This is a genomic window from Amycolatopsis xylanica (assembly GCF_900107045.1).
Classification (GTDB): Bacteria; Actinomycetota; Actinomycetes; order Mycobacteriales; family Pseudonocardiaceae; genus Amycolatopsis; species Amycolatopsis xylanica.
On the sequence record NZ_FNON01000001.1, the window covers coordinates 223,057 to 247,136 of the forward strand.

The following is a 24,080-nucleotide window of genomic DNA, read 5'->3' on the forward strand; positions in this document are numbered from 1 at the left end:
TGCGCGTTGCGGGCGGTTAGAACCGCCCGCAACGCGCACGAGGCTATTTCCGGTAGAAATGCACGTTGCGCCACTGGTGTTCGGCGCCGCTGTTCTGCAGCGTCCCGTACACGCCGTACTTGAAGTAATGGTCGCCCGCGGGGCCGTTGGCGGTGTGCACGAGCTTGCCGTTGATGTAGATCGAGTAGCTGCCGCCGGAGGCGGTGGCGTTGTGGGTGACGTTGACGTGCACCCACTTGCCGTAGATGCCGCTGATCAGATCCTTGCCCCCGCCCCGGAGCGTGCCGCCGTTCTTCGCGTACGACCTGATCATCAGCGTGGTGGCGCCGTCGCCGTCATTGCCGAAGATCTGCATCGCGCTTTCGTCGTCGGTGCCCGCGGTGACCTTGACCTCGCCCTCGAATTGCCGCTGACCGGTACGGTAGTTGTCCTGGACGCGGACCTCGACCCGGTTCGACCCGTTGTTGAAGAGCTTGAACGTCTGCACCCCGCCCGCTCGCGCGTAGGAGCCGCCGGGCCCGGTCGCGCTGTTGGTGCTGCTCGGATAGGACGTGATCACGCCCTTGCTCTGGATCTGCACGTTCCACGCCGGACTGTGCTCGGTCCAGCCGCTGCCGACCGGCCCGGCGGAGGCGGCTGGCTGGATCAGGACGACGCCGGCCAAGGCCGCCACGGCGGTGGCGGCGAGTTTTCGGGTGCGCTGCATCGTGCTCCTTATGCGTCATTGCAGGGATACACGGCGGAGCGTTGAGTGTGGACTAGACCTCCTCGCCGTGGCAACCTCCGCCGGTCACCCGATCTCGAGATTCGCCATCATGCCCATGTCCTCGTGCTCGGCGTTGTGACAGTGGAACAGATACCGTCCGCGATAGCCGTCGAAGCGGGTGATGATCTCGGCGGATTCGCCTGGCCGCAAGGAAATCGTGTCCTTGAGGCCCGCGTCCCGCGGCAGCGGCGGCTTCCCGCCCCGCGACAGCACCCGGAACCCGGCCAGATGCAGGTGCACGGGATGGTGGACGTCGGCGATCAGCCGCCACACCTCGACGTCGCCGAGACCGACCGTGACATCGGTGCGCGCCGGGTGGAACGGCAGCCCGCCGATCAGCCAGCCGTGGCCGCCGTTCATCTGCCCGGCACGGAAGGAGAAATCGCGCACCCGCACGGCATCCGACCGGTTCCACGCGGGCAGATCGGCCGACAGCACCGAAGGAATACGGCTGTCGTCGGCGCCGCGCCGCGCGACCCGGAACGCCATCACCTCGCTTGTCCGGCCCGAGCCGAGCCGGTTGAGAATCTTGACCAGGCCGCCGACCGGCACACCGGAGAAGTCGGCGACCACGTCGTAGCGTTCGGCGGGGGCGATCGGCAGTGTCTGGTGGGTGACAGGTGCGGCGAGCAGTCCCTGGTCGGCGCCGATCTGCACGAGATCGAGCCGCCGCCCGTCTTCGGTGACCGCTTCGAGGTCGTAGTGCCGGGCGTTCGAGGCGTTCAGCAGGCGCAGCCGGTAGCGCGCCGCGTCGACCTCGTGCACCGGCCACGGCGCGCCGTTCACCAGGATCACGTCGCCGAGCACGCCCGCGAGGTACGGCTCGTGGACGCCGGGATGCGCTCGCAGTGACGGGTCGAGTGCGGGATAGGCGAGGCCGCCGTCGCCGTCGAACGCGCGGTCCATGATCACGAGCGGCAGTTCGCGCGAACCCGCGGGCAGGCCGAGTGACTCTTCGGCGTCGTCCCGGATGATGTGCAGCCCGGCGAGCCCGCGCCAGATCGCGGGCGCGGTGAAGTCCATCCGGTGATCGTGATACCAGAGCATGGTCGCCCGCTGGTCCATCGGGAAGGTGTAGTCCCGCGTCAGCCGGGTGACCACCGCACGCGGATCGTGCATATGCGTTCCGTGCCCCGGATCGTGCCAGCCGTCGGGCAGTACGAGGTCGGTCGGATAGCCGTCGGACTCCGGCGGGGTCCGGCCGCCGTGCAGGTGCACGACGGTCGGCACGGGCAGCCGGTTGTGGTGGGTCACGGTGACCGGCCTGCCGCGGCGCGCCTCGATCGTCGGGCCGGGGAACGTGCCGTCGTATGTCCACAAAGGAGTCTTGATACCCGGCAGGATCTCCAGGACCGTCTCGCGCTGGGTGATCTCGTACCGGTCGGCGCCGACCGGCTTCAGCACGGCGGGCAGCGGCAACGGCACGGTGAACGCCGCGGGCAGCGGCACCGCGCTGCGGAGCTCGGCACCGGTGTTCGCGGGCCGCCGGGCCAGGATCGCCGCGCCCGTCTGCGCGGTGACCGCCAGCAGCCCGAGTGCCCCGCCGATGCCCAGCAGCTGCCGCCGGTTCATGGTCCGCTCACGCACGGGAGGCCTCCGCACGCGAGAGCGGCTGCCGCCACATGGCGACGAACAGCACGACGAGCCCGGCGATCGTCAGCACACCCAGCGGGAAGTGCAGCCACAGCGCCCCGTCCAGCCCGGCGAAGTACTGCACCGTCTCGGCCGCCACCACGGCCAGCGTGGCGAGGAACGGCCACGCCCGGCGTGTCCGTACCCAGAGCACGATCGTCGCGATCAGCTGCAGGTAGCCGATCGAGGTGACCACGTTCGCGCCGATCGCGTGCCAGCTCAGCCCGTCGAAATCGCCGCTCAGATACACGCCGGCGAACACGGGCTGGGCGAAGATCGTGACCACGTGCGCGCTGACGAGCGTCCGCAGCACCGTGCCGGTGACCATGGAACGTCCCCCTTCGCTTGTTCTCGCTTACGACAGCGAAGGTATGTCCTGAGAGCTATCACGTCTAAGATCAGTATTGCTATGCGGTTATGCTCGGGAAGGCATGGAGTGCGATGGACCTGAACTCGCTCAGGCAGTTCCTCGTGGTGGCACGGCTGGAGCACCTCAGCCGCGCGGCCGAAGAGCTGCGCGTCGCCCAGCCGTCGGTGAGCCGCACCATCGCGCGCCTGGAAAGTGAGCTGGGCGCGCCGCTGTTCGACCGTGGCGGCAGGCTCCGGCTCAACGCGGCCGGGAAGCTGTTCCGCGCACACGTCGAACGGTCACTCGGTGAGCTGGAAACGGGCAAGCGCGCCGTCGCCGAGGCCACCACCGAGGGCGTGCGCACGGTGCGGCTGGCGTCGGAGACGTTCTTGACCCTCACCGCGCCGTTGGCCGCCTTCAAGCGCGCGCATCCGTCCGTCGAGATCGAGCTCCAGTGGTCGTCGGCCGACGACATGGCCCGGCTACTGCGCGCGCGGGACGTCGACCTTTGCCTTGTCTCCCAGCCGATCCATGCCGAGGGACTGGAGCAGGAGCTGCTGCTGGACGACGAGGTCGGGGTGGCCACACCTCTCGACCACCCGCTGGCGGGCCGCGCCTCGGTGAGCGTGGAAGAGCTGGCCGGGCAGTCGTTCGTGACCGCCCGCTCGGGCCACTGGCAGCGGCGGCTGCTCGAGCGGCTTTTCGCCGCGCGCGGCCTCACCCCGAGGATCGTCTGCGAGGTCGACGAGCCCAGCGCCATCGTGGAGCTGATCGGCGCGGGGCTCGGCATCGGCCTCGTGCCCGGCTTCGCGCGGCGGATGGCGCCTCAGCTGCCGCTCGTCTGGGTCGGCGTCGACAGCCCCGACTGCCGTCGCAGGCTCACCCTGTTCTGGGAGGGGGACGGCGACCTCTCGGCCGCCGCTCGCGCGCTGCGCGCCACCATCACCGGCTGGGACTGGGGCTAACCGGCCCAGGAGCGGAGCTTTTCGGGATTGCGGACGACCCAGATGCTCGTGATGCGGCCGTCAGCGACGTCGAACGCGTAGACCGACGACGTGACGCCGTCGTTCCGGATCAGCAGGCCGGGCCTGCCGTTGACGGTGCGTTCGAGGATGGTGAAGTCGCCGGGGACCGCGGTGGTGACGGCGACGAGGAACTGGGCGATCTGCTCGCCGCCCTCGATCGGGTGCAGTGCCGTGGTGGCCAAGCCGCCGCCGTCCGCGGTGAACGTCGCGGCCGGGTCGAGCAGGCCGACGAGCGCGGTGATGTCCTGGGCCTCCCAAGCCTGCTTGAAGTCGCGGACCAGCCCGGCCTGGTGCGCCACGGGTGGTGGGGACGTGCGCACGCGACGGCGAGCCGAAGAGGCCAGCTCGCGGCACGCGGCCGGGGTACGGCCGGTGATCTCGGCGATTTCGGTGAAGGAGTACCGGAAAACGTCGTGCAGGATGAGCGCGACCCGCTGCGCGGGCGTCATCGCTTCGAGCGTGACCAGGAAGGCCATGCTGACCGACTCGTCCAGGGTGACGCGGTCCGCCGGGTCACTGGTGGGCCCTTCGGTGGGGTCGGGCAGCGGCTCGGGGATCCATTCGCCGACGTACCGCTCGCGGCGGGCGCGTGCCGATCCGAGCAGGTCGAGGCAGATCCGGCTGGTGACCGTGGTGAGCCAGGCGCCGGGGGAGGCGATCGCGTCCTGCCGCGGCCGCGTCAGCGCGTACCAGCGGGCGTAGGCCTCCTGAACGGCGTCCTCGGCCTCGGCCAGCGAGCCCAGCAGCCGGTAGGCCACGTTGATCAGGTGGCGGCGCTCGCTGAGGATCGCGTCGGTCATCGGTGCTCCTGTCGGGTCGGTGCCGTCTTCATCCAGCCGTCTTCATCCAGTACGACGAAACACCGCCTCGCATTGTCAGGGTGGCACGCGGCCTGACGTTTCCCGGGGCCGCTTCGTCGTAGTGCTCGGAAGCGACACTGCGATTGAAGGAGAACGATGATCAGGATCGGCATCATCCTCGGCAGCACCCGGCCGGGACGCCGCGGGGAGCAGGTGGCCAGCTGGGTCGAGGAGCGGGCGGGGCTGCGCGGGGACGCGGAGTTCGAGCTGATCGACCTGCTCGACCACCCCCTGCCGCATCTGGACGAGCTGCCCGGCGAGTACCGGCACGAGCACACCCGCGCGTGGGCGGCGACGATCGCGCGGTGCGACGGGTTCGTGGTGGTCACGCCCGAGTACAACCACTCGGCACCGGCGGTGCTGAAGAACGCGCTCGACTTCCTGCGCGCGGAGTGGCGCGACAAGGCGATCGGGTTCGTGTCCTACGGCGGCGTGGGTGGCACTCGCGCGGTCGAGCAGCTGCGGTTGATCTGCGGGGCCCTGGAGATGGCCGATGTGACGTCCCAGGTTTCGCTGTCGCTGGTGACCGAGTTCGAGGACTACACCGTGTTCAAGCCGGGCGAGTACAACGTCGCCGCACTGGACAAGACGCTCGACCAGGTCGTCGCCTGGAGCACCGCGCTCGCCGCGCTGCGTGCCGGTCCCCAGGAAGCCGAGCTCAGGCAGCACATCGGCAAGATCGTCGAAGGGATCAAGGCCAAGGACCTGGAGGCGCTTCGGCGGCTCTATTCAGCCGACGTGGTGTCGTTCGACGTCCAGCCGCCACTGCAGCATGTCGGCGTCGACGCGAAGCTGAAGAACTGGGCGCACGCCTTCACGTTCTTCGAAGACGTGACCTACGAGGTGCGTGATCTGACACTGACGGTGGACGGGAGTGTCGCGTTCGGACACTGCTTCGGACGGCTCGCCGCGACGAAGGACGGAGTCGTGATGGGCGGCATGTGGGTCAGGGCGACCTTCTGTTTCCGGAAGATCGACGGTCAGTGGCTGATCACGCACGATCAGGTCTCCGTGCCGTTCGACATCACCACCGGCGCCGGGGTGGCCGACCTCGAACCCTGAGCGGGGTCAGAGGAGTCCTCGATCATCTCGCGGACCAGCTCGCCCGGCGCCGATCCGTCCAGGACGACGGTGTTCGAGCAGAGCTGGACCGCGAGATCGTTTCTTGAGCGCGGCAGGTGTCACGGGGCCAGGCTAGCCGCGGTGGCGCCTCTCACGTGTTCGCGGCGATGGGAATGGTGATGTAGGCGGGTTCTTCCTCGGTGCTGGACACAGTGAGCGTGGTGCTGTCGGCGTTGGCGTCGGCGAGGAACTTGTCCTTGGTGTCGACGACGAGCCGCAGGAAACGTCCGGCACGGATGAGATAATTGGTCAGCTGGAAGGGGACTTCGATCGTCACCGGGACGCCCGGTTCACGGTCGAGGACGGTGTAGGCGGCGCTGGTGATGATGCGGTCGAAGTTCTTGCCCGGCGGGATGGTGAACGGTTCCGCGGTGACGTCGAACAGGTAGGCGACGATGGTCGCGTGCTCGGTCTGGGGTGTCACCGTGAGCCGCAGCCGCACCTCGCCGCTGATCCGCTGGTCCTCACCGAACGGCGGGCAGCTCCAGATCGCGGCGTTCTTCCTGGAGATGTTCCTGGTGCTGTAGCGGTAGAACTGCGCGAGGCGTTCGCTGATTCCTCGCTGTACCAACGTGTCGGCGATCTCGGCTGAGGTCTCCTCGATCTGGATTGTGTGACTCCACGACGTTCCGGTGCCCTGGGAGTCGAGGCCGCCGTCGCTGTCGGGACTGGGCTGGTGCAGGTGGAACCGCACCGGCGCGTGGGTGAAGTCCGCCCAGGTGCGGTAACGGCGCGCGTCGGCGTACGGGTAGGGCATCGTCTCCACGACGACGGGCTCGGTCTCCGGGCTGCCCTCGTCCCGCAGGTACAGGTCGAACCAGTTCATGGCGGCGACAGTGGGCCTGCTGTACTCGCCGGCGAGGCCGGTGCCCTCGGCGTTGCCATGGTCGCCGACCTGGACGATGAGCTTCTTGGCGTCGCCGGTCAGGCTGTTGAAGAGCGCCACGACCGCGTTGTTCGAGAAAATCGTTTCGTGCCAGTAGGTGCAGAGCAGGATCGCCAGGTCAGGCCGGTTCAGCTCGTCGAGGAACTCGGGCTGGATCGGCGACCGTTTGTCGGCGTAGGCCCGCAGCTGCTTGATCTCGACGTTGTCGACGATGTTCTGGAACACCTGCTCGGTTTCGGGATTCAGCCTGCTCACGCCCGGCATCGGATCAGGCTGGGGCTGGGGTGGGAAAGTGGGCAGGGAAGGCGGGCCCGGCCAGGTCTGGAACAGGTCCCGCAGCGCGTGGAAGGCCTTGATGTGCCTGGTTTCGTTCTCGTAGAGCGAGGTGAACAGGTCACCCCACGCGCTCATGGCGACGACCGCCTTCACCCGCTTGTCCTTGGCGGCGATCAGCAGACTCTGGCCGGCGCCGTAAGAAGCGCCCGCCATGCCGACACGGCTCATGTCCGCAGCTTGGATGTGCTCCGCGACCCAGTCGATCACCGCCGTGCCATCCGCCTGGTCACGAGGCCCCGCGACGTCGATCTTCCCATCCGACTGCGCGAGACCGCGCTCGCTGTAGGCGACGACGACGTACCCTTTCGCCGCCAGGTTGGCCATGAAGCCTTTCTTCAGCAGTGGATGGAAAACGGCGTAGGCGCGCCACCCGATCGGCGCCAAGGGTGCGGGTAGGACGATCAAGGGGTATTCAGCGGGCTGGGCGTTCTCGGGCAGTGCCACGCACGCGTCGAGCTCCACGGCCCTTCCGGGAAACTCCGGATCCTCGGCGACCCCGATCTTGACGGGATGAAAGGAAACCGGGATATCAGCCGTTGGTATCGTGCCGAACACAGCAGTGAACTCAGACAAGACTATTTCCCTTCGTTTCGTGGGTGCCCCGTCGAACCGACGACTTCTCATACTCCTCAGTGCCTGCCGAGCCGGGCAAGGAACCGTTCGGGTGTCTTGTGCGCCAACGACATCCGCGAACCGGCTCGTCCGTTCGGCCGACCAGCCGCAGTGAATTCGTTACCCGCCAAGCATTAAACCGAGGCGATCCCACGATCACGGGATGTTTCCCGACGCGTCATTCCGCACCACTGCCGCGCTGCCAAGGAGAAGCGCACCCGCCACCAGCACGGCACTCACCACCAGCGGCGAGCGAAAGCCGAACCCGGCCCCGATCGCCACACCGCCGAGCACGGGACCGGCCGCGGCGCCGACGTTCAGCGCCGCGGTGGCGAACCCGCCCGCCAGCGTCGGCGCCTCACTAGCGGCGTAGAACACGCGCGCGATCAGCGTCGAGCCGACCGCGAACGACAACGTGCCCTGGACGACCACGAGAATCGGTACCACGACCGGGTTTCCCGCGCTGACCGCGAACACCAGCCAGCCCGCGAACAACGCGGCCGAGCCGACGGACAGCAGCGTGACCGGGCGGCTGTCGGCGAGCCTCCCGCCAATGGCCACCCCGGCGAACGAACCGACGCCGAACAACGCCAGCACAACGGGCACCCATCCGCCTGGCAGCCCGGTGACGGCGGTGACGACGGGCGCGAGGTAGGTGAACGAGCAGAACGTGGCACCATTGACCAGCGCCCCCACCAGCAGCGTGACGATCAGCTTCGGCGACCGGAGTGCCCGCAGCTCGTGCTTGGCGCTGGCGGCCTCCGGGCCAGCCGGTTCCGCCGGAACCGCCGCGACGATGGCGATGACCGCAGGCACGGAAATGAGCGCGACGCCCCAGAAAGCCGAGCGCCAGCCCCAGAATTCACCGACGACCGCGCCGAGCGGAACCCCGGCGACACAGGCCAGCGTGATCCCGCTGAGTAGAATCGAGGTGGCCCGGCCCTTGGCCCGCGACCCCGCCATCGAGGCCGCCGCGGCCAGCCCGACCGCGAGGAACCCGGCATTGGCCAGCGCGGCGATCACCCTGGTACCGAACAGGACGGCGAAGCTGGTGGTCAGCGCGCCCACCACGTGCACGAGCAGGAAGGCGCCGAGAAAGGCGAGCAGCGCCCGGCGGCGCGGCCACCGCATGCTGAGGATGGCGACCAGCGGCGCACCGGCGATCATGCCCCCAGCGAAGGCGGAGGTCAGCGAGCCCACGGCGGGAACGCTCACACCGAGGTCTTGAGCGATACCGGGCACGAGGCCCGACAGCATGAATTCGGAAGTGCCTTGGGCGAACACGGCCAGCCCGAGGACATAGATGGCGAACGGCATTGACAGGCTCCAAGCTCCATGAGGACGCGGCTGTGCCGCGTTGCTGAATGCCTGGGATTCGAAGTGTCCAGGCGCACCCGCGATGCGGTGAACCCGATGACGAGGGCCAGGAGCCGGCGCGCCACCGGACTACCGGTGGCTAGCTTCTTTCGGCCTCGGGGCTGGACACGGTGCGCAACGTAGCAACGAGAGCGCCGCTTCGTCCAACGCATTACATGTGGCTTGATCGTCGCTTGCTGGGGTCGTGAGTGTTTAGGCCGGTTAGAACCGGCCGGAACACTCACGACCTCCGGTCCCGCAAGTAATCAGCGTTTTACCACCATGGTTAACCTGTGAGTTCGCTTAAGCCGGAGTAATTCTGCTTGCGGCACGCAGGCTGGTTAGGTGACTCGCTCCCGGATCGTCGTGGCCAATTCCGCACAAAAAGAGCACAACAGGCGCACTGGTTGGTTCACTCGCGGTTGTTGGGCGCCGGTGGAGTGTGTGGGGCACGTGGTGCGTGGCTGAGTTATCGCTGCATAAGCGATTGACATAAGCCAATTATCTGCTGATAACAGATTTGTTTCGATTATTTCCCGCGTTGTGTGATCGGCTTTACTCGTTTGGCGTACATTGCTGTCACGCCACGTATTCCCATCCTGGGATAACACCTCGTTGCCGCTCACGTTGCGTCATCTTCTCGTCGAGATCGGGTGGTCGTCGTCCAGAGATGCCGCCTCGGCCTGGTTGCATAGTGTGATCGGTCGGATACGGTGTTACGCGCGACCAGCTGACGCGACCTGGCGGCACGTGTCCGGTCGAGGCGGGTCGCGAGGGCGTGAACGCGCGTACGGGCGAGGGGTGGACGCACGATATGAGCCTGGCCGATGATCGGATCAGTCCGTGGTTGGACGGCGTTGATATTTACGTCGACAACGCTCGGAACCGCGAAGTCTTGGATAACCGCAAGATTCAGGCGGCGCATGCCGGCCCGGGATTCAGTCTCGACAAGGACGAGGCGACCAGGATGCTCGAGCAGGCACGCGCGATTCGCAAGGAATTGCAGGATGTCCAGCACAAGGCCGAGTTCCTGGAAAAGATGGACCCGCCCGCCAAAGATCCGGTCAGCTGCTCGTACAACGGGAGCGTGACGTGGTGCGGCGAGGAAGCCCCCGGAGCTTTCGCTTACGGGGCGGGGCATCTGCGGCTCGAGGCGCTGTATCTCAATGAGCTGATCGAGCGGCTGCGCAAGGCGTTGGGCATTGTCGAAGCCGAGGACGAACATGCCGCAGGCGAAGCCGCGCAAGCGGGCGCGGTCACCGGGGGCAATTTCTGATGGCCCGCCGCGCAGTGGTCCCTGTTCTCGTCGCTCTCGGGCTTGCCGTCGCCGGATGCGCGCACAAGCCGCCCGCCGGGCCATCGCCGGGCAGCATCGTCAGCCAGGCGCCCTCGTCGCGAGCTCTGCCTTTCGGAGGTGCGCCCAAGGTGGCGGCTCCGTTGACGGCGTCCCCCGTCGCGGGTGATCCGTGCCGGGATTTGCTCACCGCGGAACAGGTGAGGACGCAGTTGGGGTCACCTGTCACCTCGAAGCGGGCCGACGATCCTGGGATCGGGCCCGGGTGTGACTGGGTGAATACCGCGACCAGCGGGCATCTGATCATCAACTACGACACGGTCACACATACGGGTTTGAGCGGGACGTACAAAAACGTCCAGCCGAGAGCGGAGGTGTGGCGGGAACTTCCGCTGATCCAAGGGTTCCCGGCGGTCGCGCATGTCACGCCCGGCGGCGGGCCGCCTGACCAGTATTGCGGTGTCACGATCGGGTTGGCCGACGACTTGTCGCTCGAAATGAGCATTTTCCTCAGCGACGCCAGGAAGGGAAAGACCAACCCATGTGATGTGGGAGCCGGGGTCGCGGCCGACGTCGTCGCCACGTTGCGGCAGAAAGCGGGGGGATAGATGAGCTGGTTCAGCGACATCATCGACGCGGTCGTCGATACCGCGGAAGACGTCGGTGGTGCGGTCGTCAGCGCCGTCACCGACGCGGTCAACTGGACGGGGGATCTGTTCGGCGGCGATCTCGGCACGCAGGCGATGTCGGTGCCGGAGTTCGTCGAGCAGGTCCGCGGCGGCAATTCACAGCAGTGGCATGAAGGTGTCCAGCGTGCGAAAGAGCTGTCCGACGCCCACTCCACCGCGAGCCAGCACATGGGGCGGCTGCTCAGCGACTTGGAAGCCTCCTGGACGGGAAAAGCGTCCGATGCCGCGCACACGCGCGTGAAGAAGCTGGCCGATGTCGTCACCTCGGCTTCGACGTCGTTCGCGATGAACTCGAAGAGCCTCGAGGCGGTCGCCGGCGGCTTCGACCACGCCAAGCTGACGCTCAAGGAGATGCCGCCACCACCGGACAAGAGCTTCGGCGACATCCTCACCCCGTGGGACACCGACACCGAGGCCGCGATCAACCGCTACAACCAGCGCGCCAACGACAATCTCGCCATCTACGACAGCTACTCGCGGCAGGCACAGGCCGCGGTGACCACCCTGCAGCGGGACTACGGTCAACTCGGCTTCTATGACGGTGGCGACGTCACACTGGCGGCCGGCCGCGGCCGGCCTGAACAGCACGGATCGAGTGGCGCTCACCACCGTGCCGCACCCGACCACACGCCCGCGGCCGGGCCTGGCTCGGTCAGCGCCGCGTCACGGCCTGCTGGGTACGCACTCGATGGGCATCGGCCCTCACCGGCGCCGGTCGCTCAGCCGTATCCCGCGGATCACACCGTGACCGCGGCGGCCTCCCCGGTAGTGGTGCATCCCTCGTCGCTTCCCGGCGACGGCGTGCCGAATCCGGCAGGTGGCGGGAGCGCGGCACAACCGTGGAGCGGCGGTGACGGCGACGTGCCACCGCGGGGCAGCGCTCGATTCGCGCACACACAAACACCCGCGGAGCGAGAAGAAACGAGCCAGAAGCCGACAGGTGCCGGGGCGGGCATCCCCAAGGCAGGGCGACAAAGCGGTGCTACTTTCGCGCCATCTGGTCCGCATACGGGAAGCAGTTCGCCCGGACCGCGGGCAGGTGGTCGTGTCAGCGCCGCGGCGGGAGGCGTCGCACCGGGCGGACGTGCTCCTGGCGGTGATGACGGTGAGCACCTGCGCAAGGTCGGGCTGACCGACGCGACCGCGATCACGGGTGATCTGGAGAAGACCATCGATCCGACTACCGGGCTCACGATCACGCCGCCCACCATCGGCGCATGAGCGGAGCCCACCTCCATGACTTTGATCGATGCTGCCGTTGTGCTGCCCAAACTCGCGTTCATCACCGCGTGGAACCTCGAAGACCTCGGCGAGCCGCATCCCGTGCTCGGCACCAACCAGCACTACTTCATGACCGAAGACTTCCGGAGAACCGTGCGGAACCGCACGCTGGACCTGCTCGGCGAGCGGCGACTCGCCCGGCGCGGTGCGATCAGCCCACTGCTCGTCGACACCCTGACCACGATCGCCGACGCCGACCGCGAGTTCTACGGCTGGAGTACCGTTTCCGGCCGGCCTGGCGACGCGGGCGCGGCGCTTGTCGCCGCCCGTGACCACGACGCGATTCGCGCCGTGGTGACCGATCAAGTCGTCCTGCTGGAACCTGTTCCGGGGAGAGGATTGGCCGCACGGTTCGTGGAAACCCTGCCACCGGTTCCCGGTGCGGTTACGCGAAGCGTCGTCGTCAGCCGTGCGCAGCCCGACGGCGCCGGGCGAAGCGCGTTCGCCGAGCCAGCGGACACTCGAGACCTCGACCACCTCCACGCGGTCATGACCGCACCGCGTGATGCCGTGCACCAGCTCTACACGGCCATCCGCACCGGGACCGGAACACGGCGGCGCAGCCTGCCCATCACGGCGCTCGACGTGACCGGCGAAGGCCGGATCGTCACCTACCTCAACGACGATCCAGACACCGGCGCGGAATGTGTCAACCTGCGGTCCGGCTCTCCGGCCGCGCTGACCCGGTTGCTGGAGACGACCAACCAGACGCTCTAGGGTTGCTCAGGCTGCGAAGGTCTTGCTGCGATCAACGAAGTCGCGTCCGCCGACCCGCGAGTGCGGGAGGCACCGGTACCGCCAGGCGATCGATGCCAGTGGAGCAAGCGAACCGCCGAACACAAGATCACGACGGCGCCGGATCCGACGAGTGCCATGGGAACGCTGATCCGCTCACCGAGATAGCCGACGAAGTAGCCGAGCAGTGTCATGCCGTTGGCGAGGACACCGAACGCGGCCCAGGTCCGTCCTTGGCGATCGTGAGGCACGTCCTCGAAGACCAGATACCGAAGCGCGGAGTTCAACACGCCGTTCGCGGCTCCGCCCATCACGAAGAGCGCTCCGAAGGCCGGAACTGAGGCGAATAGCGGAAGTGCGGCGATACCGGCGCCCATGACAAGCCCGGATGCCGGAATCACCAGGGCGGCCCTGCTCGCGTTCCTGGTCGCCCATGGATTGAGCGAACCGGCCAGCAAGCCCGCCGCCCAGCAGGCGACGATGATTCCGTAGGCGCGGCTGTCGACCCCGCGCTGCTGTGTGAAGAAAAAGATACCGACCACACCTTCGAGAGCTGTCCCGAAGATGATGCTGACAAGGACCAGCACGCCCGACTTGCGCAAACCACGCACCCGGCCGAGTGATCCGAAGCCGGACATCAAGCTGGCGATCGTCAGGGGCGGGCGGGCGATGCCCTCGATGGGAGGCAGGCGGCGAACGCACACCATGGCGGCGCCCGCCAGTACCAGGAACGACGCGACGTCCAGCGTCATGGCCCCCGAACGCCCCAGACCGGCGAAGACAACGCCGCCGATCGCCGGGCCGAGCACTGCGGACAACGCGGGCGCGGACGATGTCAAGCGCGCCGCCAGCGCGCGATGACGCGCTCCGGCCAGCGCGTGCACGTACTTCGTGCTCACTGGTCCGAGCAGGCTGCTGGCCGTCGCGGCCGCACCGACCAGCGCGACCGTGAGCTCAGGCGACGACGTCGAGCCGATGAGCCCGTAACAGCAGGCCTGGACCAGCAGCACGGCAGGCCAAGGCCACGGTCTGCGCAATCGGTCGGCCACCACGCCACCGAGCAGGCCGACCACGACGCCCGGCAGCAGCTCTGCCACGTAGATCGCGGTGAGCAAGCCCGGTGAGCCCGCCTGTGCCGCGGACAGGCCGAGCGCGGTCGCCGCGATGCGGTCGCCGACTTGGGAAACCGTCGCGGCGAGCAGCAGCACCCAAAGCCGTCGCGTCACTGCCCCCTCCGATCCATCTCATCCCGAATACACCATCGCGCGGACGAATTCCACCTTTTCAAACAGGCTTGAAAGCGGACATCGCACTGCTCTTTTTGGATAATGCGCAAAGCGGTTAGCAAGTTGATCATCGCACTTGTCAGCGTGCGGCGCGGCAGGTAGTGTCGATTTCAGGCTGTGAAACGGGACTTCTGGGGGAGGTGTCCACCATGACGATTTTGGCGAGCATGAAAAAGGCAGATGCGTCAGTAGAATGGGCTGAAATATTGGTCGGCCTGACATCTGACGGCTTTCTGGCGCGCCGCGGAACTCCCCGCAGGGAAGTGCTCGATTTCGTGGCGGATCGGCTTTCCCGCGAGCGGCTGTTCGAACCGGACATGCATGAACCGGACTGGTTGACCAGCCAGGCCATTGACGAACCGGCCCAGACGGCACGGGAAGACGCTCGTGACGCACGCGAGCATTCCGGTCGGCGAGCGACGACATCAATGCGGTATTCCTCTGTTATAAAGCAGGTGAAGGGCTGCCGTCGCACGTGGACAATCGCGCCATTGGGTACGACTGCAACCTGCTCATTCCTCTCCAGGTCACACCGCCGAAGTCCGGAAAGGGTTCTGCGACCTACTTCGTGCTCGATTCCGAGCGGACAACGGGTTATCGGCTCGAGCCGGGCGTCGCGGCATGGTTTCACCCCGCATGGCCGTACGCCACTTACCGAAGGCGAATCGGTGCTGCTTCTTTCGCTCGGTTTGGGGATCGCGCGATGAATGCTGCTGAAGCGCACCTGACGCAAGGATCTTTCGGTGACCCGGCAGGCCTGCTCGCCGACCGTGACACCTGGTACGCGGGCGCCGTGGAAGTCCTTGGGGTAACGCCGCTACCCGAGGCCGTCAACCTGGACGCCGCCCACCGCAGGGTGCTGGGTCGCGCCAGGATCGACCAGGACATGGTGGGCGAGCGACTGCCGCACGGTTCGGCGTCATCCGTCGAACCCGCCGCCGGATTCCCGCTACGGGACAAACTGTGGGCGACCAGCTTGGCAGGCGAGGGGGACAGCGCTCTGCGACAGACCGTCGTTGACGCGTTCGAACTCGGCGGGATGCCACCGTTCCAGCGGTGGCGGCTCGATGACGAGCACGTGGCGGCGCTCGCGGCCGGACTACAGCGACTCGACGGGGTGTTTCCCGAGCTCGGGCCGACGACCCTGGACTTCGTCCGTGAGGTGGTCGTGCACGACTCGCCGATCTTGAGCGCCTATGTCGCCCAGGTGCCGGAATCGATCTTTCTCGGCTCGCGGATCCTGCGGAAGTCTCCTGATGTCATCGCCGAGGCGCTTCTCCACGAGTCACTCCACGAGAAGTCGGCCGTGATCCGGCTCGCCAGAGTGCTCTTCGCCCCGGGATACGCCGAGGAAACGAGCCCGCTGCTGACGCTCCCATGGACTCGCGGCGGTGGCAGGCCGCGGCGGTTCAGCGCCTGGCGACTGTTGTCGGCCGCTCATGTGTACACGCACCTCGCGATCTTCTGCTCCGGCGAAAGCGTGAGTGCCGAGTCGAGGGCTCGGGTTCCCGAGTATTTCGCCCGCGGCAGCCTCATGCTCGACGCACTGCGTACGAAGACCTTCAGCCGCTGCCTCGGCCTGGACGGCGGCTCGTTCGTCGACTTCCTGCTCCGCGCGCTCGCCTACCTGGACATCGAGCCGGGGTACGCCATCGACGGGCAACAGATCACCGAGCCGGCCACGGCACAGCACTGACTGGGGGAATAATGCGGATCTCCGTTGCCGCCAAACGTATTTCACGTCTCTCGACCGGACGCCATTTTCTGGCCTTCCTCGCCGAACCGGCTCGGGTTGTCCACCTGGACAGCCGGTCCGTGCTCGCCGTCGTCTCGGTGACCAAGGCCGAAGGCGATCTCGAAGCCGCCGAGGCCCGGTTCGTCCGGTCACTGCGTGACTCGGGAACGGACACGCAGGTCGCCGCCGAACGGTTCCACGACTCGGTCACCGCTCTGCTCGACTGCGGAGTCCTGCACCGGGAAAACGCCTGATGGACGACGGGAACAGCAGCGTGGAATCCACCCAACGCGCGATCGCGATCCTCGGGGAGGGCCCGTTCGGCCGCGCGAAAGATCTCGCGGCCGATCGTGACGTCCTGTTCGACGGCCTCGCCGAAGTCGCACTACGGCCCCCCGTCCCGTACTCGGCACTCACCGACTCGCTGGCCCGGTCTCTCACTCGTGCGACGCTGGAGCGGGTCACCCGTGGCGAGCAGCTCGACGAGGCGGCGCAGACCCGGCTGCGCGACCTGTGTGCCGAACAGGAAGCCCTTTCAGCGCGAAGGTATGTCACCGAACCTGGCATGAACTTCGCGCTGCTCACCCTGGCGCCGGACGATGAGCTGACGGCTTGGGCGAGGGAGGCCACGCTCGCCGACCTCCGCGGCAGCGCCTACACGGTCGAGGCGCACTCGCCCAGGCCGGCCGACATCACCTTCGTACGCCGCGCCGAAGAACGGGTCGAGCGGCTGATCGGCGATCTGGGTACCGATACCCTGCGAATGTCCACTGTGGTCATGATCATCGATGGCGATGTGGATTCCGCTTATCTGATGCCGACACCGCAGCTGATCGCACTCAACCGGGAGCGGCTCACCGACGAGGCGTACGCGGCGGACTTGATCTTTCACGAGACGCTGCACCAGAAGTTCGGCGAATGCCTGCTCACCCGTCGCCTGCTTCCCGCGGGCTATTCGCCGGACCGCGGCCCATTCGTCGAGATACCGTGGAATCCCACGCCGGCCGGCCCTCGGACGATGGACATGCTCCGTGTGTTGTCCACCGCTCATGTCTATACGCATCTGCTGACGCTGTGGATGCGTTCCTTCGAAGAGCACGGCCTCGACCGTGAACGCGAAGTCATCGCCAAATACCTGGCCCGGGCGACGTTCTTCCTCTCGCTGGGAACCAAGGACATCGTGGTCAAGAACGTCGGACCTGAAGGACCGGAGTTCCTGAACTGGCTGCGGAGTGCCGTCGACGAACTGCGCCGATCGATCCGTGAAGCGGGCATCGAAGCGAACGCGGACGTCTACGCGGGTCAGCACACGTTCCGGTACTGAGGAAGAAAATGCGCGATACCTTCGGCCCCTTCACCAAACTCCGGAACCTGTCCGACGACGTCAAGGTCACCTCGTACTTCGACGACGTGTTCGCGCGATGGGACCACGAGTTCTCTCACGAGCAGACCTGGGATGTCACCGGCTATCGGGAGGTGCTCGGACGAACCCGTGAAGCGCTGTTGGACATCGGCTGTGGCACTGGGCGACTGGCGTTCGCCCTGCGGGGCTGCTACGGCGAGTACATCGGCATCGACCGAGCCGCGGCGCCGCTCGAGATCTTCCGGCAACGGCTGGACGGTCTCGCCGGCGAGAAGGTCACCCTCCTCGAAGCCGACGTGCTGGGTGACTTCACCTGCCCGGCACCCGTCGGCACGGCCGTGCTGGGCAGCGTGACGGTCAACTCGTTCGCCACCGAGTCGGCCGTGCGCGCGCTGTTGACGCGACTGTCGGAGGTGAGCGGACCACGGCTGCGCGTGCTCGTCCCGGTCTTCGCGGAATCGGTGGCGCCGAAGTTCGAACGGTTCAACCGGATCGTCGACGTGCTGAAGCACGAAACCGAAGCAGGCCCCTGCCTGGTGTGGCGTGGCATGCACTACGAACCGGAAACCCGGCGCATCCTGCACAACGTCTTCCTCGAACAGCGGCAAACCGGCTGGCCAGGTGTGCTGGGAATCCACGTCGAACGACTGTGGTCACCGGGTGAGATCACCGCGATCGCCGAATCACTCGGCTTCGAGAGCGCCGACCGTGGCCCTCTTTACGTGGCCGATGGTGGCGCCGAGGGCTGGGAGTGCCGGCTGCTGGTACTCACCCGCTGAGATTTCGGCGCTTCAGCGCCGGATGAATGGATATCCGAGAAAACAGAGGAGGTGTACACCATGTCCGCTTTCGTCATCGAGTTCAACGAGGCCGACCTTGTCGAGGCCGCCGACTTCACGTCCGCAGGCGTCGCCCAGGTTTCGTCCCCCGAGGTGAGGGCCCAGGCCCAGTACCCGGACCCGAATCACTGACCGCGTTGTCAGCCAAGGCGCCGGGTGGGACTCGTTCCCACCCGGCGCTGTCTTCTCTCGGCATCACCCGCCGCTCGCACCTCGTTACGCGGCGAAGGCTTTCTCCAACCGGGGGATCAGGTCTCGCAGGCTTGTCTCTCGGCAGGCCATGGTGTTGTGGCCGCCGTCGCACCCTGTGCCCCAGTTGGCGCCGTCGCCGTAGTCGACGAAGTGGACCGGCAGTCCTTGGGCTTTCATGTTCGTTGCTACGTTCTCGGCCGCGCCCTCCAGCCAGAAATCCGGTTCGGCCGGGCGGATGCCGCCACCGCCATTGCCGACGTAGATGGATACGCCGACACCGGCGAACCGGTCGACATGCTGGGACGGATCGATTTCGTTCCACCGCCGGTCGGCGTTGAAGATCGGGTAAGGAGAGCCGAATACGGCGTCGCTGTCCACTGGCGGCGGCTGAGCCACGAGTGAGCCGACCACGGCCAATCGCAGCACCATGAACCGCGCCGACAGATCGATGTCCCCGGACAGCGATGCGGCCTGGCCGAACAGCTGGGGATGCTTCTGGGCGTAGTGAAAGGCGCCGAAACCACCCATGGAGAGCCCGACGATGGCCCTGGTCTGCCTGGTGGCGATGGTACGCAGGTTGGCGTCGATGAACGGGATCACCTGCTGGATATGGAAGTTCTCCCAGTTTTGCGCGCCCAGCGCGGTGTTCTGGTCGAGCCAGTTGGCATACCAGCTCCGCATGCCGCCGTCGGGCATGACGGTGATCATCGAGTCGGACTTCGCCAGTGCGGCGTAGTTCTGCTGCGCCGGACCGGCGTTCGCGCCGTGCAGCCAGTACAGCACGGGGTAGCGCCGGTCCGGGTTGTCGTAGTAGCCACTGGGCAGGATGATCTTGATGTCGTGGTTGCTCGCCACCTGCGGCGTGGTCACCGTGAGCACGAAGGTGGTGGCCGTCCCGGTAGGCGATCCCACCTGGGTGAGGCCATATCCGTCGTGCAGTGTGGGTGGTACCCCCGCGTCCGCGGCCGGCGCCGCGCTCGTGGACAGTGCCATCACGGTGGTGATGGCGGTTCCCAGAGCGAGCGCTTTTCCTGTCAGTGAACCCAATGTCATTGAGGTCACCTCACCGGGGTGCCGCACAGCGCGGAGTCGATCACCTTGAACCGTGAGGTCGGCCGCGGGTTGGAGACGTAGAGGGTGCCGTTGGACACCACCGCCGCGTGCCTGCCGTCATCGGTGGCGAAGGTGCCGGACGAGTGACCGGTCTGCAGGTCGCCACCATGGCCCCACGCCTGCCCGCCGCACGACAGGTCGAGCTGCCACAGCCCGAGGCCGTAGCGGTTCCCTGCCGGCCACCCGATCATGGGAACCGTCGTGCGCATTTGGGCCCGCATCGCCGGTGACATGAGCTTGCCGTCGGCCAAGGCCTGCGTGAAGGTGGTCATGTCCTGTTCGGTCGAGGCCATGGCCCCGGCGGTGGCGAACAGGGTCAGTTCCACGGAGAAGGTGCTGTCGGCCCAGTAGTAGAAGGGGCCGATCCGCCCGCCGCGGTAGCCGGGCAGATATGGTCCGTCGAGCTTCCGGTCGCCGCCACGGGGGTAGCTGGTCCGGGTCAGGCCGAGCGGCTTGATGATCCGGGCGGTGATCGCGTCACCGACCGCCATACCGGTGACTTGCTCGATCAGCAAGCCTGCCACCGCGAAGTTGATGTTGGAATATCCCCAGCTGGTGCCCGGTGCGAACTGGGGCGGGTTGGTCAGCCCGGCACGGACCACCTCCCGCAGGCCGTAGGTGCCGTCCGGGCTGGGCTCAGGATTGTTCGCGTCCCGCGCGATGCCGCTGGTGTGCTGCAGTATCTGCCGCACGGAGATCTTGGTGCCGTCATAGCCGTTGCCACTGACCACACCCGGCAGATACCGCTCGATCGGAGCGTCCAGCTCAACCTTGCCCTCGTCGACCAGCTGCAGTACCACGACCGCGGTGAAGGTCTTGGTCTGGCTGCCGATGCGGAACTGGTCGTTGGCCCCGATAGGCCGCTTGACCGTGATGTCCGCGGTCCCGCTGTGCAGATCCCACGAGCTGGTCCGATTACCGGCGTGAACAGCCGCACCTGGCCCCTCGTTGGCTTGATAGCTGTCGAGCACTGCCTGTGTGTCGGCGTGGTCGGCGGCCGGCGCCGCCTGCGCCGGCACGGTCATCGTCATCGCCGCCACCGCGGCCGCGGCCGCGATGACGATGGCCGCTGACCGCGGTTTCCCGCGGTGCCTGTTCGGTTCCGAACGGAGGCAAACCTTCACTGGGTTCTCTCTTTCATCGGTGTACTTCGCCCAGAGGCGTTGTGTACATAGATGCTCGCGTTCGTACTGGTCAGCGGGCCAGGACAGGGACCGGCCACGTATTGCCGGTCTGGCCGATAGGGTTGCGGAGACCGGGATCGGTGGGGAAAGGCACTACGTCATGGGGGAGTTCGGCCTGTTGGTCCGCAAATGGCGCGGCAGGGCGGAGATGACGCAGGAACAGCTCGCCGAGAAGTCTTCGGTCAGCGTGCGGACCATCCGCAGGCTGGAGACCGGCCCTGACAAGAACTTCCGGCTCGACACTGTCCGGTTGCTGGCCGACGCCCTGAACCTCGCGGCGGAGGAACGCCGCGAACTGATGTCCGCGGCAGGCGTGGTGCCGCCACTCCCGGATTCACCTGAGGCCAGGTCGGACCCGCCCGGCGCGGATCTGCCGTTGGCCGCGGTCGCCGACCAACTCGCGGAGGTGCTCCAAGGCCGGTGGCGACGGGAAATGGAACAGCGCGGTGCCCACAATCCGTTCCCGCTACCCGTACGGTGGCAGCGGGCGCCCGACGATCTGGCCGATCACTGGGACAACGTTCGCGGCGTTCGTCCCGGGGGCACGGCGAGCCCGCTGGACCTCGCGGGCGACTTGACCGAGATCGCGGAGGTCTACCGGCGCGTCCCGTCTGGCAGGTTGGTGGTGCTCGGCCGCGCTGGGGCAGGCAAGACGATCTTGATGATCCGGTTCGTGCTGGACTACCTGGCCACGCGCACCCGCGCCGACCCGGTCCCGGTGATCGTCAGCCTGGGCTCGTGGGATCCGACCGCCCACGCGCTGCGGGACTGGGTGGTCGACCGGCTGCTGCGCGACCATCCGGATCTGGCCGCGGCTGCCCCCGGTGGTTCGACACTGGCCGCCGCACTGGTCGAGGCAGGCCGTGTCCTGCCGGTGCTGGACGGGTTCGACGAGATTCCCGCGAGCCTGCACCATGCCGCTTTGCTGGCGCTCAATGGCACGTCGTTGCCCATGCTGTTGACCAGTCGTCCACGCGAGTACCGCAAAGCCGTCACGACAACCAACGTGCTGACGTGGGCCGCGTGCGTCTGGATAGCCGACCTCACCTCAGCCGACCTGTCCGACTATCTGCGCCGTTCCAGCCGCACCACCCGCTGGGATCCGGTGCTGAGCGAACTGCGTGACCGCCCGGACAACCTGGCCAGCAAGAACCTCATGGGGGTGCTCAGCACACCGCTCATGGTCTCCTTGGCCCGCGCCGTCTACAACGACACCGGCCACGACCCGGTTTCGTTGCTGGACACCAGCCGATTTCCGGCCACGGACGATCTGGAAAACCATCTGCTCGGCAGCTTCGTGCCTGCTGTCTATCCAGCGCACTCCGCGGCCTTGCCCTGCTCGGACTGGACCGGAGACCGCGTCCAGCGCTGGCTGGGTTACCTTGCCCGTCACTTGGGCAGACTCGGAACCCCGGACCTCGCTTGGTGGCAGCTGGGCAACTCGCTGCGCCGTTCGGCACGCATCCTTGGCGTGGTCGTGACTTCGACGATAGTCACCGTGTTCGCCGACTGGCTGATCTACTTACCACAGGCCATAACCGAATCCGGGGTCACGTTCGGGCTCCGCGTGGCCTTGTTGGACGGGCTGCTGGGCGGGCCGATAGTCGGGCTGGGCTTCGGCTTGGTCTACGGGATCATAGTCGAGTTCGGCGGTGTTGTGTTCGCACCAGCGCGCGTCCAGATACGGTGGTTCGGCTGGAGTGGCCGGACTCCCGCGGCCCGCACCGTTCTCGCGAGATTCGGCGCCGGGTTTCTCGGTGGATTCGCGGTCGGGCTCGGACAACAGCTGGTGGCCACGATCGGGCGCGGGATGTTCTGGGGCTTTCCCACCCCGATCGACACGCTGATCATGACGACACTGGCCAATATGCTCGTGTTCGGCGTGATCTTCGGGCTGGCCGCGGGCCTGGTCTTCGGACTCACCTCGGTGCTGGAGACGCCCGTTGACCTCGACTCGGCCACCACCCCGCTGGCCATGCTGCGCACCAACCGCACCATCGTGATCCGGCGGGTCCTGGTCCTCGCGCCGATATTCATGGTGGCGATCGCCTTCGGCGGCACCCTCATGGTCACGCTTCTCCAAGGCTCGCTCGGCCAGCTCAGCTGGCCGCTTTCCTACGGGCTCACCGTGGGGGCCATCGGTGGTTCGGCCGGCGCGCTCTCCTACATCTTCGCTTTCACCGCGTGGGGTCAGTGGCTGGTGTTCTGCCGCGTCTGGCTTCCGCTCACGGGCAAACTTCCCTGGGCGCTCACCACCTTCCTCGACGACGCCTACCAGCGCGGCGTGCTGCGTCAAGTCGGCGCCGTCTACCAGTTCCGCCACGCCCGCCTCCAACATCACCTCGGCCAAGCCTCTGGACACGACCCTTCACGGTCCCTTGGGCAACAGCAGCGGAAGTCGTGACAGCAGGCCACGCGGACAGTCGGTGATTCCAACAGTAAAAACCCCATCCCTCACGAGGAGGGACAGGGCTCTGAGCTGCGAAAACGTGTGGTGCGCGATACTGGGATTGAACCAGTGACCTCTTCCGTGTCAGGGAAGATCAACGCGGTTCACGACCAGGCGATTCTCATAATTCTGCAGGTCAGCACGTTCTGTTCCTCCTCGTTCCGGCGGCTTGCCACTCGTTGCTGTCGCCGGATTTACGCCGGATGATCTTGGCCTCGGAGGACGTGTTCGACGTGTCTGATCGTGATCCAGTTGTGAACATCGTGACGGCGATCGCCGCGACGGTGATTGCTTTGAGCTTCTTGTTCGGCTTCGGAAACGTACTAAATCTCGCTTTGCGACTCGGCGTCTCGGTGTGGATTGCCCCGCTGGTCGCGCCTGCGGTCGACTTGTCTGTTCTGGGGCTCTTATTGGCGGTGCGTCACCTGGTTCTGCAGGGTGCCGCTACCGGCAGTCTGCGGCCAGCTCGGCGGCTGCTGCTGTTCGCAAGCATGGTGACACTGGCCTTGAACGCGGCAGACCCGCTTGTTACCGGCCACGTGGGGAAGGCCGCGTTCGATGCGGTCGGTCCGCTGCTGTTGATCGGGTGGGCCGAGGTCGGCCCGGACTTGCTGCTGAAGCTTAATGGGCAGCAAGAGATTGTTAAAATGCCTGGTAGTAGTCTCGCCGCGCCCGTGAGGGCAGGGAATGACGCGATTGGTGAGCTCGAGCTGAGAGACGATCTGCTGCCGCGTGCCAAGGAAGAAGACGCTTTGCATCGGTCGCGAACCCAGCGACCCATTTCGGCCGAGGTACTCCGCGGACGGCTGGGAATCGGTGCCGCGCGCGCTCGGATGCTGGTGAAGGTGGTGCGGTCCGAATACGAGGTTCGTGCCGGTGATTCGTAACCAAGGGCGGGGTCGTGACAGGGTGTGCGCATGACCACGAGCCCGACGCGAACGCGAGATGGCGCTATCGGCGTCGACTACGAGGGACA

Annotated in this window: 23 protein-coding genes; 14 read left to right on the top strand and 9 right to left on the bottom strand. The window is 66.8% G+C overall.

Going from position 1 to position 24,080, the window contains the following annotated elements:
• Positions 1-43: 43 nt before the first annotated feature.
• From BLV57_RS00940 to BLV57_RS00950, 3 genes are all read right to left on the bottom strand, one after another.
• The gene (locus tag BLV57_RS00940; protein WP_091285356.1) at positions 44-706 is read right to left on the bottom strand and encodes a polysaccharide lyase family 7 protein; all 663 of its coding nucleotides are present in this window, start codon (positions 704-706) and stop codon (positions 44-46) included.
• Positions 707-790: 84 nt separating this feature from the next.
• Positions 791-2,338 carry a multicopper oxidase family protein gene (locus BLV57_RS00945; protein ID WP_091287798.1) on the bottom strand — a complete coding sequence of 516 codons (1,548 nt, stop codon included), beginning with the start codon at positions 2,336-2,338 and terminating at the stop codon, positions 791-793.
• Between the two features lie 7 nt (positions 2,339-2,345).
• A complete protein-coding gene (locus BLV57_RS00950) occupies positions 2,346-2,726 on the bottom strand; it encodes a hypothetical protein (RefSeq protein ID WP_091285358.1) in 381 nt (126 codons plus the stop codon).
• A gap of 113 nt (positions 2,727-2,839) precedes the next feature.
• Here BLV57_RS00950 and BLV57_RS00955 point away from each other — a divergent pair, with 113 nt between their 5' ends.
• Complete coding sequence (locus tag BLV57_RS00955; RefSeq protein WP_091285362.1) at positions 2,840-3,712, top strand: LysR family transcriptional regulator; 873 nt, start codon at positions 2,840-2,842, stop codon at positions 3,710-3,712.
• On the opposite strand, the gene sigJ is transcribed toward BLV57_RS00955, so the two are convergent.
• Positions 3,709-4,572 carry an RNA polymerase sigma factor SigJ gene (gene sigJ / locus BLV57_RS00960; protein WP_091285364.1) on the bottom strand — a complete coding sequence of 288 codons (864 nt, stop codon included), beginning with the start codon at positions 4,570-4,572 and terminating at the stop codon, positions 3,709-3,711. The two genes, BLV57_RS00955 and sigJ, sit on opposite strands and share 4 nt — an antisense overlap.
• Before the next feature lie 156 nt (positions 4,573-4,728).
• On the opposite strand from sigJ, the gene BLV57_RS00965 reads away from it, so the two are divergent.
• On the top strand, positions 4,729-5,694 hold the full coding sequence (locus BLV57_RS00965) for an NAD(P)H-dependent oxidoreductase (RefSeq protein ID WP_091285367.1): 966 nt from the start codon (positions 4,729-4,731) through the stop codon (positions 5,692-5,694).
• A gap of 151 nt (positions 5,695-5,845) precedes the next feature.
• On the opposite strand, the gene BLV57_RS00970 is transcribed toward BLV57_RS00965, so the two are convergent.
• Both BLV57_RS00970 and BLV57_RS00975 read right to left on the bottom strand, forming a co-directional pair.
• Positions 5,846-7,438, bottom strand: coding sequence for a CocE/NonD family hydrolase (locus tag BLV57_RS00970; RefSeq protein ID WP_176968457.1), 1,593 nt, complete (start codon positions 7,436-7,438; stop codon positions 5,846-5,848).
• A gap of 306 nt (positions 7,439-7,744) precedes the next feature.
• Positions 7,745-8,905 carry a Cmx/CmrA family chloramphenicol efflux MFS transporter gene (locus BLV57_RS00975; RefSeq protein WP_091285372.1) on the bottom strand — a complete coding sequence of 387 codons (1,161 nt, stop codon included), beginning with the start codon at positions 8,903-8,905 and terminating at the stop codon, positions 7,745-7,747.
• A gap of 853 nt (positions 8,906-9,758) precedes the next feature.
• Here BLV57_RS00975 and BLV57_RS00980 point away from each other — a divergent pair.
• Genes BLV57_RS00980 through BLV57_RS00995 form a run of 4 tightly spaced genes read left to right on the top strand, consistent with a single transcriptional unit; the run spans position 9,759 to position 12,925 of the window.
• A complete protein-coding gene (locus BLV57_RS00980; protein ID WP_091285375.1) occupies positions 9,759-10,220 on the top strand; it encodes a hypothetical protein in 462 nt (153 codons plus the stop codon).
• Complete coding sequence (locus BLV57_RS00985) at positions 10,220-10,846, top strand: DUF3558 domain-containing protein (protein ID WP_091285376.1); 627 nt, start codon at positions 10,220-10,222, stop codon at positions 10,844-10,846. The genes BLV57_RS00980 and BLV57_RS00985 overlap by 1 nt, the downstream gene beginning before the upstream one ends.
• Positions 10,847-12,148 (top strand): PPE domain-containing protein, encoded by a 1,302-nt coding sequence (locus BLV57_RS00990; protein ID WP_091285379.1) that lies wholly within the window; start codon positions 10,847-10,849, stop codon positions 12,146-12,148.
• 15 nt (positions 12,149-12,163) lie between these two features.
• The gene (locus tag BLV57_RS00995) at positions 12,164-12,925 is read left to right on the top strand and encodes an ESX secretion-associated protein EspG (protein ID WP_091285380.1); all 762 of its coding nucleotides are present in this window, start codon (positions 12,164-12,166) and stop codon (positions 12,923-12,925) included.
• Here BLV57_RS00995 and BLV57_RS01000 read toward each other — a convergent pair.
• A complete protein-coding gene (locus BLV57_RS01000) occupies positions 12,922-14,169 on the bottom strand; it encodes an MFS transporter (protein ID WP_091285383.1) in 1,248 nt (415 codons plus the stop codon). The genes BLV57_RS00995 and BLV57_RS01000 overlap by 4 nt on opposite strands.
• 209 nt (positions 14,170-14,378) lie before the next feature.
• Here BLV57_RS01000 and BLV57_RS42725 point away from each other — a divergent pair, with 209 nt between their 5' ends.
• Genes BLV57_RS42725 through BLV57_RS44205 form a run of 6 tightly spaced genes read left to right on the top strand, consistent with a single transcriptional unit; the run spans position 14,379 to position 18,298 of the window.
• On the top strand, positions 14,379-14,936 hold the full coding sequence (locus tag BLV57_RS42725) for a hypothetical protein (protein ID WP_143046939.1): 558 nt from the start codon (positions 14,379-14,381) through the stop codon (positions 14,934-14,936).
• Positions 14,933-15,925 carry a hypothetical protein gene (locus BLV57_RS01010; protein WP_091285387.1) on the top strand — a complete coding sequence of 331 codons (993 nt, stop codon included), beginning with the start codon at positions 14,933-14,935 and terminating at the stop codon, positions 15,923-15,925. Before BLV57_RS42725 ends, BLV57_RS01010 begins: the two co-directional genes overlap by 4 nt.
• An 11-nt stretch (positions 15,926-15,936) precedes the next feature.
• A complete protein-coding gene (locus tag BLV57_RS42730; protein ID WP_143046940.1) occupies positions 15,937-16,218 on the top strand; it encodes a hypothetical protein in 282 nt (93 codons plus the stop codon).
• 20 nt (positions 16,219-16,238) lie between these two features.
• Positions 16,239-17,288: a hypothetical protein gene (locus BLV57_RS01015; protein WP_143046941.1), complete on the top strand. Its 1,050-nt coding sequence runs from the start codon at positions 16,239-16,241 to the stop codon at positions 17,286-17,288.
• 8 nt (positions 17,289-17,296) lie between these two features.
• Positions 17,297-18,106, top strand: a complete 810-nt coding sequence (locus BLV57_RS01020; protein ID WP_091285391.1) for a methyltransferase domain-containing protein — start codon at positions 17,297-17,299, stop codon at positions 18,104-18,106.
• Between the two features lie 60 nt (positions 18,107-18,166).
• Positions 18,167-18,298 (top strand): hypothetical protein, encoded by a 132-nt coding sequence (locus tag BLV57_RS44205; RefSeq protein WP_281244375.1) that lies wholly within the window; start codon positions 18,167-18,169, stop codon positions 18,296-18,298.
• 84 nt (positions 18,299-18,382) lie between these two features.
• Here BLV57_RS44205 and BLV57_RS01025 read toward each other — a convergent pair whose 3' ends face one another.
• Both BLV57_RS01025 and BLV57_RS01030 read right to left on the bottom strand, forming a co-directional pair.
• A complete protein-coding gene (locus BLV57_RS01025) occupies positions 18,383-19,411 on the bottom strand; it encodes an alpha/beta hydrolase (protein WP_091285393.1) in 1,029 nt (342 codons plus the stop codon).
• A 5-nt stretch (positions 19,412-19,416) separates the two neighbouring features.
• Positions 19,417-20,502, bottom strand: coding sequence for a serine hydrolase domain-containing protein (locus BLV57_RS01030; RefSeq protein WP_091287799.1), 1,086 nt, complete (start codon positions 20,500-20,502; stop codon positions 19,417-19,419).
• A 253-nt stretch (positions 20,503-20,755) separates the two neighbouring features.
• On the opposite strand from BLV57_RS01030, the gene BLV57_RS01035 reads away from it, so the two are divergent.
• Both BLV57_RS01035 and BLV57_RS01040 read left to right on the top strand, forming a co-directional pair.
• The gene (locus BLV57_RS01035) at positions 20,756-23,059 is read left to right on the top strand and encodes a helix-turn-helix domain-containing protein (RefSeq protein ID WP_091285395.1); all 2,304 of its coding nucleotides are present in this window, start codon (positions 20,756-20,758) and stop codon (positions 23,057-23,059) included.
• Positions 23,060-23,307: 248 nt separating this feature from the next.
• Positions 23,308-23,991, top strand: coding sequence for a hypothetical protein (locus BLV57_RS01040; protein ID WP_425425930.1), 684 nt, complete (start codon positions 23,308-23,310; stop codon positions 23,989-23,991).
• Positions 23,992-24,080 lie beyond the last annotated feature (89 nt).